This window comes from Embleya sp. NPDC050154 (assembly GCF_044460165.1).
In the GTDB taxonomy this organism is placed as follows: domain Bacteria; phylum Actinomycetota; class Actinomycetes; order Streptomycetales; family Streptomycetaceae; genus Embleya.
The window spans coordinates 107,902-121,278 of record NZ_JBITJP010000008.1; the positions used below are offsets into that span (position 1 = coordinate 107,902).

Annotated in this window: 16 protein-coding genes; 8 read left to right on the forward strand and 8 right to left on the reverse strand. The window is 72.0% G+C overall.

The window, feature by feature from the left end:
• Nucleotides 1-112 precede the first annotated feature (112 nt).
• The 5 genes from ACIBSV_RS18660 to ACIBSV_RS18680 all read left to right on the forward strand — a co-directional run bounded on the left by ACIBSV_RS18660 (nt 113) and on the right by ACIBSV_RS18680 (nt 3,955).
• The gene (locus ACIBSV_RS18660) at nt 113-289 is read left to right on the forward strand and encodes a hypothetical protein (RefSeq protein ID WP_395864252.1); all 177 of its coding nucleotides are present in this window, start codon (nt 113-115) and stop codon (nt 287-289) included.
• A gap of 120 nt (nt 290-409) precedes the next feature.
• The gene (locus ACIBSV_RS18665; protein WP_395864254.1) at nt 410-1,285 is read left to right on the forward strand and encodes an ABC transporter ATP-binding protein; all 876 of its coding nucleotides are present in this window, start codon (nt 410-412) and stop codon (nt 1,283-1,285) included.
• A 5-nt stretch (nt 1,286-1,290) separates the two neighbouring features.
• The gene (locus ACIBSV_RS18670; RefSeq protein WP_395864256.1) at nt 1,291-2,073 is read left to right on the forward strand and encodes an ABC transporter permease; all 783 of its coding nucleotides are present in this window, start codon (nt 1,291-1,293) and stop codon (nt 2,071-2,073) included.
• Nucleotides 2,074-2,078: 5 nt separating this feature from the next.
• Nucleotides 2,079-3,326, forward strand: coding sequence for a sensor histidine kinase (locus ACIBSV_RS18675; RefSeq protein WP_395864258.1), 1,248 nt, complete (start codon nt 2,079-2,081; stop codon nt 3,324-3,326).
• Nucleotides 3,323-3,955, forward strand: coding sequence for a response regulator (locus tag ACIBSV_RS18680; RefSeq protein ID WP_395864260.1), 633 nt, complete (start codon nt 3,323-3,325; stop codon nt 3,953-3,955). The genes ACIBSV_RS18675 and ACIBSV_RS18680 overlap by 4 nt, the downstream gene beginning before the upstream one ends.
• Before the next feature lie 39 nt (nt 3,956-3,994).
• Here the strand turns inward: ACIBSV_RS18680 and ACIBSV_RS18685 are convergent, their stop codons facing one another.
• Nucleotides 3,995-4,498 carry a flavin reductase family protein gene (locus tag ACIBSV_RS18685; RefSeq protein WP_395864262.1) on the reverse strand — a complete coding sequence of 168 codons (504 nt, stop codon included), beginning with the start codon at nt 4,496-4,498 and terminating at the stop codon, nt 3,995-3,997.
• 240 nt (nt 4,499-4,738) lie between these two features.
• Here ACIBSV_RS18685 and ACIBSV_RS18690 point away from each other — a divergent pair, with 240 nt between their 5' ends.
• Nucleotides 4,739-5,314 (forward strand): TerD family protein, encoded by a 576-nt coding sequence (locus ACIBSV_RS18690; protein ID WP_395864264.1) that lies wholly within the window; start codon nt 4,739-4,741, stop codon nt 5,312-5,314.
• A 392-nt stretch (nt 5,315-5,706) separates the two neighbouring features.
• Here the strand turns inward: ACIBSV_RS18690 and ACIBSV_RS18695 are convergent, their stop codons facing one another.
• On the reverse strand, nt 5,707-6,882 hold the full coding sequence (locus tag ACIBSV_RS18695) for a 4-hydroxybenzoate 3-monooxygenase (RefSeq protein WP_395864266.1): 1,176 nt from the start codon (nt 6,880-6,882) through the stop codon (nt 5,707-5,709).
• Between the two features lie 231 nt (nt 6,883-7,113).
• On the opposite strand from ACIBSV_RS18695, the gene ACIBSV_RS18700 reads away from it, so the two are divergent.
• Together ACIBSV_RS18700 and ACIBSV_RS18705 are read left to right on the forward strand one after the other, a co-directional pair.
• Nucleotides 7,114-7,800, forward strand: coding sequence for a hypothetical protein (locus ACIBSV_RS18700; RefSeq protein WP_395864268.1), 687 nt, complete (start codon nt 7,114-7,116; stop codon nt 7,798-7,800).
• A gap of 131 nt (nt 7,801-7,931) precedes the next feature.
• Nucleotides 7,932-8,543 carry a hypothetical protein gene (locus tag ACIBSV_RS18705; RefSeq protein ID WP_395864269.1) on the forward strand — a complete coding sequence of 204 codons (612 nt, stop codon included), beginning with the start codon at nt 7,932-7,934 and terminating at the stop codon, nt 8,541-8,543.
• 47 nt (nt 8,544-8,590) lie between these two features.
• Here the strand turns inward: ACIBSV_RS18705 and ACIBSV_RS18710 are convergent, their stop codons facing one another.
• The 6 genes from ACIBSV_RS18710 to pcaH form a co-directional block, all read right to left on the reverse strand.
• Nucleotides 8,591-9,400 carry an IclR family transcriptional regulator gene (locus ACIBSV_RS18710; RefSeq protein ID WP_395864271.1) on the reverse strand — a complete coding sequence of 270 codons (810 nt, stop codon included), beginning with the start codon at nt 9,398-9,400 and terminating at the stop codon, nt 8,591-8,593.
• 158 nt (nt 9,401-9,558) lie between these two features.
• On the reverse strand, nt 9,559-9,927 hold the full coding sequence (pcaC, locus tag ACIBSV_RS18715; RefSeq protein ID WP_395864273.1) for a 4-carboxymuconolactone decarboxylase: 369 nt from the start codon (nt 9,925-9,927) through the stop codon (nt 9,559-9,561).
• On the reverse strand, nt 9,924-10,700 hold the full coding sequence (gene pcaD, locus ACIBSV_RS18720) for a 3-oxoadipate enol-lactonase (RefSeq protein ID WP_395864275.1): 777 nt from the start codon (nt 10,698-10,700) through the stop codon (nt 9,924-9,926). The genes pcaC and pcaD overlap by 4 nt, the downstream gene beginning before the upstream one ends.
• A complete protein-coding gene (pcaB, locus tag ACIBSV_RS18725; RefSeq protein WP_395864277.1) occupies nt 10,697-12,058 on the reverse strand; it encodes a 3-carboxy-cis,cis-muconate cycloisomerase in 1,362 nt (453 codons plus the stop codon). Before pcaB ends, pcaD begins: the two co-directional genes overlap by 4 nt.
• Entirely contained in the window at nt 12,048-12,632 is a 585-nt protein-coding gene (gene pcaG, locus ACIBSV_RS18730) for a protocatechuate 3,4-dioxygenase subunit alpha (RefSeq protein ID WP_395864279.1), read from the reverse strand. Before pcaG ends, pcaB begins: the two co-directional genes overlap by 11 nt.
• Nucleotides 12,629-13,375, reverse strand: a complete 747-nt coding sequence (pcaH, locus tag ACIBSV_RS18735) for a protocatechuate 3,4-dioxygenase subunit beta (protein ID WP_395864281.1) — start codon at nt 13,373-13,375, stop codon at nt 12,629-12,631. Before pcaH ends, pcaG begins: the two co-directional genes overlap by 4 nt.
• Between the last annotated feature and the right edge of the window lie 2 nt (nt 13,376-13,377).

Consider the following 13,377-nt stretch of genomic DNA (forward strand, 5'->3'; position numbering starts at 1 on the left):
CTCACGCCTGCCCGGACAAAAGCCCGCCGGCCCGTCGGCCGACTGCGCGAAGGCCTGCTCCGCCTCGGCCACCGCCGTTTCCGCGATCGCGCACCTGGCGCCGGCCGAGCACGTGGACGCGGTACGTGCGTTCGTCACCGGCGGGGATGTCGTGTTCGCCGGCGCCGCGGGGTTGATGGTGCTCGCGTTGTTGTGCGCGCTGCGCATGCCGGATCCACGACCGGCGGTCGAGGACGCTTCGCCGGCGCCGGCGAGTTCCGGCCGGGTCGAGCCCGCCCGGGTCGGTTGAAGCTTGTCCCGCGAGACCGTACCCGCCCGATCGCGCGCCGCCTGTCCACCGTTCGATGGACAGGCCGCGTCCGTCGTTCGTACGTCCCGGCGCCCACCCCGCACCCGAGATCGTCGAGCCATGACGATTCAGCGAACGGACCCGGCCCGAGGGCGCGGCGAAGCGGCGATCACGGTGCGGGGGTTGCGCCGGAGCTATCGCGGGCGACCGGCGGTGGACGGGCTCGATCTGGACGTGCGCACAGGCGAGATCCTCGCGCTGCTCGGCCCGAACGGCGCGGGCAAGACCACCACGACCGAGATCCTGGAGGGCCACCGCTCGCGCGACGCGGGCGAGGTCGACGTCCTGGGCTGTGATCCGGCGAGCGCGGGCGTGCGCTGGCGGGCCCGGATCGGCATCGTGCTCCAGGAGTCGGCGGACGTCTCCGGGCTGACCGTGCGGGAGAGCGTGCGGCACTTCGCGTGCTACTACCCGAGGCCGCGCGATGTCGACGAGCTGATCGAGGCGGTCGGGCTGACCGACCGGCGGGACACCCGCGCGGGTGCCCTCTCCGGTGGTCAACGGCGCCGGCTCGACGTCGCGCTGGGCATCGTGGGCCGACCCGAGCTGCTGTTCCTGGACGAGCCGACCACCGGGTTCGATCCGCAGGCGCGTCGCCGGTTCTGGTCGCTGATCGCGAGCCTGCGCGACGCCGGCACGACGATCCTGCTGACCACGCACTACCTGGACGAGGCGGAGCACCTCGCGGACCGGGTCGCGGTGATCCGGGACGGCCGGATCGTGGATGTGGACTCGCCCGAGCGGCTCGGCGGCCGGCATCTGGCCCGCGCGGTGCTGCGCTGGCGCGACGCGGAGGGCACGCACACGGTGGAGAGCGCCGAACCGACCGCCGACGTGGCCCGGCTGGCCGCGCGCTACGGCGGCGAGGTACCGGAGCTGACCGTCACCCGCCCCTCGCTCGAGGACGTCTACCTCGACCTGATCGGAGCCGCGTGATGTCGATGTCGGCGATCGTTGTGGAGCGCTCCCGTCTGGAGCTCAGGCAGTTCGCCCGGCAGCGCGAACAGATGGCGGTGACCTTCGGGATGCCGGTCCTGCTGCTGGTGCTGCTGGGCGTCATCGGCGGCGGCACCGTGGAGGGCACGAACGTATCCGAGAGCCGACTGCACGCGGCCGGGATGATCGCGGTCGGCATCGTCTCGGCCGGCTTCCAGGGGCTGGCGCTCTCGGTCGCCGCCGAGCGACACGACGGCACGCTCAAGCGCTTGCGCGGGACGCCTATGCCGCCGGCGGCCTATCTGCTCGGCAAGATCGTCCAGGTGTTCCTGGTCAGCCTGACCCAGGTCGCGGTGCTGCTCGTGGTCGGCGTCTCGTGGCTGGATCTGACCCTTCCGCACGACCCCTCGCGGTGGCTGACCTTCGCGTGGGTGTTCGTCCTGGGGGTGACCGTGGCCACGCTGCTCGGGCTCGCGGCGAGCGGGCTGATGCGAAAGGGGGCCAACGGCGCGCTGATCATCCTGCCCTTCACCGCGCTCCAGTTCGTCTCCGGAGTCTTCGTGCCCTTCGACGAGCTGCCCGACGGTGTCCAGCGGTTCGCCGCGCTGTTCCCGCTCAAGTGGCTCACCCAGGGAATGCGCTCGGTGTTCCTGCCCGACGACTTCCGGGCGGTCGAACCGGCCGGCACCTGGGAACCCGGTCGGGTGGCGCTGGTCCTGGCCGCGTGGGGTGTGATCGCCTTGGTCGTGTGGATCCGGACCTTCGAGTGGAGCGGGAACGAACGGTGAACACGGTGAACCCCACGGATGCGACCGGCGGGGCGGGTGCGATCGGTGCGGCGGGCGCGTCGGACAAGCCCGCCTCCGTCCTGCCCGACGAGGAGGAGGCCCTCTTCGGCGGCAAGCTGCTCACCGCCTATCGCTACGCGTACATCGCGCTCGCCGCGATCACCGCCGCCGAGTTCGGCGCGGAGCGCCCGCCGTGGTGCATCGCGGTGCTCGTGGTGCTGCCGGTGTCGTTCTGGGTGATGCTCCCGCCCGGCATCGATCCGACCGGCTGGGACCGGCGCGGCCGGGCCCACCTGGTGCTCGCCTACGCCGGGGTGACCGCGCTCAGCCTGGTCGATCCCGACGGCATCGGGCTGATGTACGTGCTCGTGCCGCTGACCTTCACGTTCATCGACAAAATGCTCCCGGCCATGCTGGCGAGCGTCTACCTCTTCGGGATGAACGGCGCGCTCCAGGCCCGGCAGGCGCACTGGGAGCACGGCAGGGTGGTCGGCATCCTGGTCGAGATGGCGATCGTGCTCGCGTTCAGCTATCTGATGGCCCGGCTGATCAACTGGCTCGCCGACAAGGTGCAGGAGCGCGGCCGGTTGTTGCGCGAGTTGGAGGCGACCCGGGCCGAACTGGCCGAGACGCACCACGAGGCGGGCGTGCGGGTCGAGCGCGAGCGCATGGCGCGCGAGATCCACGACACCCTCGCGCAGGGCTTCACCAGCATCCTGATGTTGCTGCAGGCCGCCGGGATCACCGTGGACTCGGACGCCGCCGCCACCCGCAAGCGGTTGGAACTGGCCGAGCGGGTGGCCCGGGACAACCTGGCCGAGGCACGCGCGCTGGTCGCCGCCCAGGGGCCGGCGCAGGGCACGGACCGGGCCGAGCCGATCGCCGACGTGCTCGGTCGTACGGTCGCCGGACTCGGCGAGGAGTTGGACGTGGCCGCGACGTTCACCGTCACCGGCGCCGAGCACGAGCTGTCCTCCACGGTCCAGGTGGTGCTGGTCCGGGTGCTTCAGGAGTCCCTGGCCAACGTCCGCAAGCACGCCGAGGCCGCTTCCGTGGCGGTGGAACTGGCCTATCGTCCGTTCGCCACCCGGCTGACCGTGGTGGACGACGGGCGGGGCTTCGACCCCGGACCGGGAAAGGGGGGATACGGTCTTCCCGGAATGCGGGCGCGGCTCGCACAGGTCGGCGGCGAGGTCGAGGTGGTCTCGGCGCCCGGCCGGGGCACGACCGTACGGGTGGAGGTACCTCGGTGATCCGGCTGCTCATCGCCGACGACCATCCGGTGGTCCGGGAGGGTCTGGCGGGCATGCTCGCGGCCGAGTCCGACTTCGAGGTGGTCGGTTCCGTCGAGGACGGCGCCCAGGCCGTGGACCGGGCCGCCGAACTGCGACCCGACGTGGTGCTGATGGACCTGCGGATGCCCGGCACCGACGGGGTCGCCGCGACCCGGCGTATCGTCCGCGAGTTGCCCGGGGTCCACGTGTTGGTCCTGACCACGTACGACACCGACGCCGACATCGTGCGCGCGGTCGAGGCGGGCGCGACCGGCTATCTACTCAAGGACACCCCTCGGGTGGAGTTGGCCGCCGCCGTCCGGGCCGCCGCGCGGGGTGAGACCGTGCTCGCGCCGCCCGTGGCCGCCAAGCTGGTCACCCGGCTGAAGACGCCGGTCCGCGACCCGCTGAGCCCGCGCGAGACGCAGGTGCTCGGGCTGGTCGCGCGCGGGATGACCAATGCCGAGATCGGGCGGCAGTTGTACATCGGCGAAGCCACGGTCAAGACGCACCTGCTGCGCACGTTCAACAAGCTCGGCGTCGACGACCGCACCGCCGCCGTCACGGTGGCCATGGCGGACGGGCTGCTGCCCGACGCCGGCCGGTGAGCGCGGCCGGCCGAGCGGTCGACTGTCCGGCGGGTACGGCTAGCCGGCGATCAGGCGCGCGTACCGACCCTTGTGGAACATCAGCGGGGCGGTGTCGCGCGGCAGGTCCAGGGTGGTGACCGCGCCGATCACGATCACGTGGTCGCCCCCGGGGAGTTCGTGCGCGATGTCGCACTCGATCCAGGCGACCGCGCCGGCCAGGCGGGGCGCGCCGTTGCCGGCGGGCGTCCAGTCGACGCCCGCGAACTTGTCGCCGCCGCTGCGACCCATCGCGCGGCACACGTCCTGCTGGTCCTCGGCCAGGATGTTGACCACGAACCGGCCGGCCGCGCGGATCCGGGGATAGGTGGTCGAGGTGAGCGCGGGGGCGATCGAGATGTACGCCGGTTCCAGCGACAACGACGTGAACGACTGGCAGGCCATGCCCACGGGGACGTCGTCGTCGATCGCCGTGACCACCGTGACGCCGGTGGCGAAGTGGCCCATGACCTGGCGCATCCGCGCCTGATCGATCCCGGCCGACGGCGTCGTTGCGCTGGACATGGCAGCCCCCAGAGGTCGAAAGCTGGATATGACTAATAGTCATATCCCTGTTTGTGTTCGCCATTGAACGGCGGAACTGACGAACCGTCAATAACCTCGTGCCGACTTCCGCCCCGTGATCACCGCCACCTTGACGGCCCCTTTCGGCGTGTTCGGGAACTTAGGCGTGCCTGCTGCACGTCCGGATCAGTAGCAGTAGCGTCGTCCGCGACGTCATACATCCTCTGGAAGGAAACACCCATGGCCGTGAGCCTGAGCAAGGGCGGAAACGTCTCCCTGACCAAGGAGGCCCCTGGCCTGACCGCGGTCGTCGTCGGCCTCGGCTGGGACCTGCGCACGACCACGGGCGAGGACTTCGACCTCGACGCGAGCGCGATCGTGGTCAACGCGGCCGGCAAGGTCTACTCCGACCAGCACTTCGTGTTCTTCAACAACATGAAGACCCCGGACGGCACCGTCGAGCACACCGGCGACAACCGCACCGGCGAGGGCGAGGGCGACGACGAGCAGATCAAGGTCAACCTCGCGCAACTGCCCGCGGACGTCGACAAGGTCGTCTTCCCGGTCTCGGTCTACGACGCGGACAACCGCAAGCAGTCGTTCGGCCAGGTCCGGAACGCGTTCATCCGCGTGCTGAACGCCGCCGACAACGTCGAACTCGCGCGCTACGACCTTTCCGAGGACGCCTCCACCGAGACCGCGATGCTCTTCGGCGAGCTCTACCGCGCGGGCACCGACTGGAAGTTCCGCGCCCTCGGCCAGGGCTACGCCTCCGGCCTCGCCGGCATCGCCAAGGACTTCGGCGTAAGCGTCTGACCCCACACCCCCGAACGCCGGCCGGCCACCCCGGCCGGCGTTCGCACACCCACCCACCACCACTCAAACCCCAGGCCCGGCCGGCACATGAGGCGAACCAGCCCGGCCGGCGTTTGAGGCCAATCAGCCCCGCCGGCGCTTGAGGCGAACCAGCCCGGCCGGCGCATGAGGCCAAGTAGCCGGGCCGGCGCTTGAGGCCAACTCAGCCCGGCCGGCGCATGAGGCCAACTCAGCCCGGCCAGCGCATGAGGCCAATCAGCCCCGCCGGCGCTTGAGGCGAACCAGCCCGGCCGGCGCTTGAGGCCAAGTAGCCGGGCCGACGCATGAGGCCAACTCAGCCCGGCCAGCGCATGAGGCCAAGTAGCCCCGCCAGCGCATGAGGCGAACCCGGCTCACTGGGCCCACGTGTACCCGACATAGTTCTCCGCCAGCGAGTCCATCGCCGCCGACGAATCCGCCACATACCGAAGGTGCGCAACCTGCGCCCGCCGATCAAACGCGCTCGCGCCCGAATCGTGGTGCAACAACGTGGTCATCCAGTAGGAGAAGTGCTCCGCCCGCCACACCCGCCGCAGACACGTCTCGCTGTACGCGTCCAACCCCTCCCGCGCCCCGCTCTCGAACCACCGCCCGAACGCGTCCGCCAGCACCCGTACATCCGCCATCGCCAGGTTCAACCCCTTGGCCCCCGTGGGCGGCACGATGTGCGCCGCGTCGCCCGCCAGGAACAGCCGCCCGAAACTCATCGGCTCGGCCACGAAGCTCCGCATCGGCGTGATGCCCCGATCGCTGATCGGCCCCTCGTCGAGCTTCCACCCCGGCAGCGCCAACCGCTCCCGCAGCTCCGCCCAGATCCGCTCGTCCGGCCAGTCGGCGAGGTCCGCGTCCGGGTCCACCTGGAGGTAGAGCCGGCTCACCCGCGCCGACCGCATGCTGTGCAGCGCGAAGCCGCGCTCGCTGTACGCGTAGATCAGGTCGTCGGTGGACGGCGCGACGTCCGCCAGCACACCGAGCCACGCGAACGGGTAGGTCCGCTCGTAGGTCCTGAGCACGTCGGCCGGTATCGCCGGCCGCGAGACCCCGTGGAACCCGTCGCAACCCGCGACGAAGTCGCAGTCGAGGGTCTCCTCGACCCCGTCCCGGACGAACCGGATCCGCGGCGCGTCGCCGTCGATGCCCTCGATCGCGGTCACCGGCGCGTCGAAGTACAGCCGCGCGCCCTCGTCCAACCGCTTGGCGATCAGGTCCTTGACGATCTCGGTCTGCCCGTAGACCGTCACCGACCTGCCACCGGTCCGACTCGGGAAGTCGATGTGCCGGTTCTCGCCGGCGAAGCGCAGGTGTATCCCGTGATGCACGAGCCCCTCGCGCTCCAGCCGATCCGCCGCGCCGGCCTCGCGCAACACGTCGACCGTGGCCTGCTCCAGCATGCCCGCGCGCTGGCGCTGCTCGCAGTACTCCCGATCGCGCGCCTCCAGCAGCACCGAGTCGATCCCGCGGTTGTGCAGCAGTTGCGACAGGAGCAGTCCCGCCGGCCCCGCACCGATGATCGCGACCCGTGTCCGCATCCGCCCGCTCCTCACGCCGCCGTACCGATTCGCCCAGGGTCGCCCATCGCGGACACGCCGGGCGTCCTCGCCTTCCGGTGACCGGAAACCCGCTCCCCCACCGGAGTTTGGTCCCGCCGGACCCGGCAAGGCATGAGATGCCGAGCACGAGCGGAAACCTCCGAAAGATGGAGTTCGTCCGCTGTTCGACCGAAAGGCACGATCCGAGACCCGACCCATCTGGGAGTCCCCGTGAACACGACAGCGACCGTCATCCTGATCGTGGTGATCGTCGTCGTCCTCGCCGCTGCGGCCGTCTTCGCGGGCCGTCCGATGTTGCGGCGCAGGCACCTCAAGGAGCGCTTCGGCCCCGAATACGACCGGGCCGTGGAGCAGTACGGCGACCGGCGCGAGGCCGAGCGCAACCTGGCCGAGCGCGAGCGCCGGCACAGCGAACTCACCCTCAAGCCGTTGGAGCCGGCCGCGCGCGAGCGCTACGCCATCGAATGGACCGCGGTCCAGGAGCGATTCGTCGATACCCCGGACGACGCGGTCCAGGAAGCGGACGAGCTGATCACCCGCCTGATGCGCGATCGGGGCTACCCCACCGGCGCACACGACAAGCGGATGGAACTGCTGTCCGTCGAGCACGGGCACACGCTGGACCACTACCGCAAGGCACACGAGATCGCCCGGCGCAGTGAGGCCGGCGAGGCCCAGACCGAGGATCTGCGACAGGCGATGATCCACCACCGCGCCCTGTTCGACGACCTGCTCGGGCAGGCCTATCAGCCGCGTCACGCCGGCACCACCCCGACCTCGGCCGCGCCCACCGACACGCGCGACGGCGCGCACGACGGGCGCACCGATCAATGGCAGGCCGCTCCGGGTGAGGCGAACGCGCCGCGTCTGGACGTCTCGAAGCCCGACCAGCGCTGATCATCCCGATCTTCGGCTCGGCCGACGCCACGTCGGCCGAGCCGCCCCGAAGGATCCACCCGGGGCGTCCCGCTCGGGACGCCCCGAGTAGCGGCGCGACATCCGTCGTACCGGACGAGAGGACCACACCGATGCGCAAGCAGAACTTCCCGAATGGGCCGGGCGCTGCCGGTCCCGGCCGGGACGACGCACCCGTCGTCGAGCGCGACGAACGAGACCGCGCCGCCCGCCAGGCCCGGGTCACCGACGGCCCCGGCCCGAGCGTGGACAGTCCCTCCGAACCACCCGCCCGCGTCCTGCCGCACCAGCAGCACGACCAGGCGGAGCCCTACGGCACCACGGTGCACCCGACGCCTCGTACCGGCCGGGACACCCCGCCCGTGCCGACGAGCCCGCCCGCGTCCGCCGGCTCGCGGACCGCGTCCGACGCCGACCCCGCCAAGCGCCGCACCCGGGGCGATGCGCACGACGACGCCGACGCGGCCATGTTCGACCGGGCCGCCGCCGAGGACCTCAACCACCGGTTCCGCGAGGCGCTCGCCGGGTTCGTGGACAGCCCCTCGGACGCGGTCTCGGACGCGGACGACATCGCGGAGCAGGTCACCAAGCTGGTGACCGACTCGATCCGGACCAGGCGCGCCGAGTTGGAAGAGGCCAAGCGCACGGCCGGTGGGGACACCGAGCAGTTGCGGCTCGCGCTGCACAAGTACCGGACTTTCCTGCAGAGCATGTTGAAGCTCTGACCACGTCCACGCGGATCACACCGAGCGGGCTGAGCGGGCGGGGAGTGTCACCCACGGGGGTGGCCATCCCCGCCCGCCCCCATGTCCGCGTCCCCGCCGATGTCCCCGCTCCCGGTCCAGTGTTGCGCCACATCCCGCGACAGCGCCCGCGCCGCGGTCGTCACGCTGGGGATCAGCCGCCGCAGGTCGGCCGTACGGCGTCCGGTCACCAGGGACAGCGCCGCGACCACCGTGTCGTGCCGATCCCGGATCGGCGCCGCCACCGAGTGCGCGCCCACGGTCATCTCGCCCGACGTGGTGGCCACGCCGGTACGCCGGACCTCGGCCAGGCACTCGCGCAGCCGAACCGGATCGGTGATGGTCCGCGCCGTGTGCGCGGCGAGCGGCTCGGCCAATACCCGTTCGCACAGCCGCCGCGGCCCGTACGCGAGCAGCACCTTGCCGACCCCGGTGGCGTGCAGCGGCAGTTCGGTGCCCACCCGGGTGACGATCGGCATCGACCGGGTGCCGCGCAGCCGTTCCAGGTACAGCGCCTTGCCGTCGCGCAGCACCGCGAGCTGCACGTTCTCGTGCGTGGCCTCGTACAGGTCCTCCATGTGCGGCAACGCGAGATCCCGCAGGTCGGTCGCGGCATGGGCCTGCGTACCGATGTGCCACAGCTTGACCCCGACCCGGTACGTCCCGTCGTCCAGCCGCTCCAGAAACCCCCCGCCGACCAACTCGGCCACCAGCCGATGCCCGGTCGCCAAGGCCAGATCGGCCCGCCGGCACACCTCGGTCAGCGTCAACCGCCCGTCCCCCGCCGCGAACGCCCCGAGAATGGCCATCACCTTGCCGGCCACGGTGACGGGCGTCATCGGCACACCTCCGGGGTCGAGGACTTCTCGTTCGGTCGGGGACTTCCATTCAGTGGAACCCACATCCCCCGACCGCACCAAATCCCGACCCGCCCGAAAGACGAGATCCGGCCGCGCGACGGGATCCGGCCGGCAGCGGGTTCCGCCGCCCCGCCCGTCTACTCGCCGAGTTCGGTCCGCACCCGTTGGGCCACCGCGAACGCGCTGTTGGCGGCCGGCACTCCGCAGTAGATCGCCGTCTGCAGCAGCACCTCCTTGATCTCGTCCCAGCTCAACCCGTTCGTCCGCGCCGCGCGAAGGTGCATCGCGAGCTCGTCCATGTGGTTGTGCGCGACCAGGGCCGTGAGCGTGACGCAGCTGCGGGTGCGCCGGTCCAGGCCGGGTCGGGTCCAGATCTCGCCCCACGCGTAGCGGGTGATCAGATCCTGGTAGTCGGCGGTCAGCTCGGTGGTCCCCGCGACCGCCCGATCCACGTGCGCGTCGCCCAGCACCTCGCGGCGCACCCGCATACCCTCCGCGTGGCTCACGCGCGCACCGCCGTCAGGTGCGCGAGCATCGCCGACACGACCACGTCGGCCTGCTGGATGTTCGCCAGATGCGCCGCGTCGGCGACCTCGACCAACCTCGCGTGCGGGATCCCGGCGGCGAGTTCACGAGCGTGCTCCAGCGGCGTCGACGGGTCCCGCTCCGCGCCGATCACCAGCGTGGGCACGGTGATCCGGCCCAGCTCCGCCCGCAGGTCGTAGTGCGCCAGCGCGTCACAGCAGCCCGCGTAGCCCTCCGGCGGGCACCGGTACAGCATGTCCAGGATCCGCTGTACGGCGGCCGGCTCGCGCTCGACGTACTCCGGCGTGAACCAGCGTTGGATCACGGTGTCGGCGAGTTGCCGCATGCCCTGCGCCCGCACCGTCGCGGCCCGGTCCAGCCACGCCTGCGGCTCGCCGAAGCGCGCCGACGTGCAGCACGCGATCAGCGCGCTCAGCCGCTCGGGATGACGCGCGCCCATCCACAGGCCGACCGCGCCGCCGAGCGAGACGCCGGCGTACGCGAACTGCTTGACGCCGTAGGAGTCGGCCAGCGTGAGGACGTCGCCGACCAGGTCGCCGACCGAGGCCGTGCCCGGTACCGGGTGGGATGTGCCGTGCCCGCGCAGGTCGTAGCGCAGCACCCGGTGGTGCCGGGACAACTCCGGGATCTGCGCGTCCCACATGCCCAGTTCGGTGCCGAGCGAGGGGCCGAGGATCAACACCGGGGCGTCGGCGGGGCCGTCGAAGCGGTGGTTGAGCGTGGCGATCGTCATTGGTCCTTCTCTTGGAACACGGTGCGATGGTGCGCGAGCGCCCGGTCGATCAGGGCCGGGGCCGAGCCGAGGTAGGCGGCCGGGTCGAAAACCGCCTCGTCCAACGGGCCCAGCAGATCACGAAGGTCTCGGCCGGTCCGCGCCGAGGTCCGGGACGCGTCGGTGAGCAGGCGCCGGGCCTCCTCCTTGCCGAGTTCGGCGGCCAACTCGACGGCCAGCCGTTCGGAGACGATCTGCCCACGGGTCAGCTCCAGGTCGGCCCGCATCCGGTCCGGGAACACTTCCAGCCCCTCGGCCAGTTCGGCCGCGGTCTCGGCCGCGCCACCCGCCAGCCGCAGCGCGGCGCGCAGCGGTTGCCACTCGGCGTGCCACGCGCCGGCCGGGCGCTCGTGTTCGGCGCCGGCCATCGACGCGATCAGCGTCGACACGTACCCGGGCAGTTGCCGGGCGGCCGAGACGATCAGCACCGAGAGCACCGGATTGCGCTTGTGCGGCATCGCGGACGAGCCGCCCCGGCCCGCGCCGGCCGGTTCGGCCACCTCGTCCACCTCGGTCTGCCCGAGCAGCACGACGTCCCCGGCGAACTTGCCCAACGCGCCGGTGACCTGCGCGAGCGCGCCGGCCAGGTCCAGGATCGGAGTGCGCAGCGTATGCCAGGGCAGCACCGGTTCGGCCAGCGCGAGCTCGGCGGCGAACGGCGCGAGCAGCGCGATCCCGTGCCCGCCGAACGCGGCCAGCGTGCCCGCCGCGCCACCGAGCTGCGCGGGCAGCGCGGCGCGCACCGCGCGGGTGCGCGTGTAGGCGTCGGTCGCCAGAACACACCACCCGGCGGCCTTGAGCCCGAAGGTGGTCGGTACCGCGTGCCGGCCCAGCGTGCGCCCCGCCAGCACCGTGTCCCGGTGCCGCTCGGCGAGGTCGGCCAGCGCGGCGGCGGTCCGGGCCAGGTCGGGCAGGGTCGCCTCCAGGGCGCGGGCGGCCACCAGCATCGCGGCACTGTCCACGATGTCCTGGCTGGTCGCGCCCAGGTGCACGTGCTCGGCGGCGACCGGGTCGATCGCCCGGACGGCCGCGGTCAGGTCGTGCACCAGCGGGACGACCGGGTTGCCCGCGCCACGCGCCCGGCGGGCCAGGTCGACCGGGTCGAACCCGGCTCGGGAGCCCGCCTCGATCGCCGCGACGGAGCCGGCCGGGATCAGCCCGATCCGGGCCTGCGCCCGGGCCAGCGCGACCTCGACGTCGAGCAGGGCCCGCAGGTGCGCCGCGTCGCTCGTGACCGCCTCGACCGCGGTCCCGGCCCGGACCGGCTCCAGCAGTCCGGCGTCGAACGAAGGGGCGTCGAACTCAGCGTCAAACAGCAAGGAAAACGGTCTCCTGCTCGCCCTGGATGTGCACGTCGAAGCGGTAGGAACCGGATTCCTCCCGCACGGCGATCAGCGTCTCATGCCGCGTCGCCGGAACCACCGAGAAGAGCGGGTCCGCGTGGCGGTCGTCCTCGGGGAAGTACACACGGGTGACCGCCCGGCGCAGCATGCCGCGTGCGAACACCGACATCGCCAGGTACGGATTCGCGTCGGCGCTTGGCGCGCCGGGCCGCACCGTGGTGAACGCGTACCTCCCGAGCCGGTCCACCGCCGCGCGCCCCCACCCGGTGAACGTGGCGCCGTCGCGCGCGAACGAGCCCGGCGCGCGCGGCAGCCGGCCCGCCGGGTCGGCCTGCCAGATCTCCAGGACGGCGTCCGGGACGGGTACGCCGGCGCCGTCGTACACACTCCCGTGCACCCGGATCGCGCCCGGGGTGTGCGCCGGGACCAGGTCCGGGCCACCCGCGTAGGGCAGCGCGTAGCCGAAGAACGGCCCGACGGTCTGCGACGGGGTGAGCCCGCCGTCCCGATTCGGCGTGCCGCCGTTCGCGTCGGTCGGCCAGGTGTTCATCGATCCTCCGTCGGGGTGGCGCTCGCGCCGCCGAGCACGATGTCCCACCGATAGCCGAGCGCCCATTCGTTCTCGGTGGTGTCCATGTCGAACGCGGCGATCATCCGGCGCCGCGCCTTGTCGTCGCGGACCGAGTTGAAGATCGGGTCGTACTCGAACAGCGGGTCGCCGGGGAAGTACATCTGGGTGACCAGGCGCTGGGTGAAGGCGGTGCCGAACAGCGAGAAGTGGATGTGCGCGGGACGCCAGGCGTTGTGGTGGTTGCGCCAGGGGTACGCACCGGGCTTGACCGTGACGAAGCGGTAGTTGCCCTCGGCGTCGGTGAGGCAGCGCCCGGCGCCGGTGAAGTTCGGGTCCTGCGGCGCCGGGTGCCGGTCGCCTCGATGTCGGTAGCGGCCCGCCGCGTTCGCCTGCCACACCTCGACGAGTTGGTCGCGCAGCGGGCGGCCGGACTCGTCGAGGACCCGGCCGGTGACGACGATCCGCTCGCCGAGCGGTTCGCCGACGTGTTGCCGGGTGAGGTCGAAGTCGAGCGGGTGTACGTCGGCGACGCCGAACACCGGTCCGGTGAGCTCGGTGTCGCCACTCGGCGGGAGCACCAACGGCTGTCGGGGGCTGCGCAGTTCGGTGCTCTTGTAGGCGGCGAAGTCGAACTCCGGCAGTCGGAGCGGAGGTTGCCGACGGGAGGATCCACCGACGGGATGGTGCGGGGCGGCGAGGGGCCGCGGTTGTGGGCTGTTCATGG

Bases quoted from the DNA above. Each gene is read 5' to 3' on its own strand.
- ACIBSV_RS18665 (WP_395864254.1), top strand. From the start codon at position 410: ATGACGATTCAGCGAACGGACCCGGCCCGAGGGCGCGGCGAAGCGGCG.
- ACIBSV_RS18670 (WP_395864256.1), top strand. From the start codon at position 1,291: ATGTCGGCGATCGTTGTGGAGCGCTCCCGTCTGGAGCTCAGGCAGTTC.
- ACIBSV_RS18685 (WP_395864262.1), bottom strand. From the start codon at position 4,498: ATGTCCAGCGCAACGACGCCGTCGGCCGGGATCGATCAGGCGCGGATG.
- ACIBSV_RS18690 (WP_395864264.1), top strand. From the start codon at position 4,739: ATGGCCGTGAGCCTGAGCAAGGGCGGAAACGTCTCCCTGACCAAGGAG.
- ACIBSV_RS18695 (WP_395864266.1), bottom strand. From the start codon at position 6,882: ATGCGGACACGGGTCGCGATCATCGGTGCGGGGCCGGCGGGACTGCTC.
- ACIBSV_RS18705 (WP_395864269.1), top strand. From the start codon at position 7,932: ATGCGCAAGCAGAACTTCCCGAATGGGCCGGGCGCTGCCGGTCCCGGC.
- ACIBSV_RS18710 (WP_395864271.1), bottom strand. From the start codon at position 9,400: ATGACGCCCGTCACCGTGGCCGGCAAGGTGATGGCCATTCTCGGGGCG.
- pcaD (WP_395864275.1), bottom strand. From the start codon at position 10,700: ATGACGATCGCCACGCTCAACCACCGCTTCGACGGCCCCGCCGACGCC.
- pcaG (WP_395864279.1), bottom strand. From the start codon at position 12,632: ATGAACACCTGGCCGACCGACGCGAACGGCGGCACGCCGAATCGGGAC.
- pcaH (WP_395864281.1), bottom strand. From the start codon at position 13,375: ATGAACAGCCCACAACCGCGGCCCCTCGCCGCCCCGCACCATCCCGTC.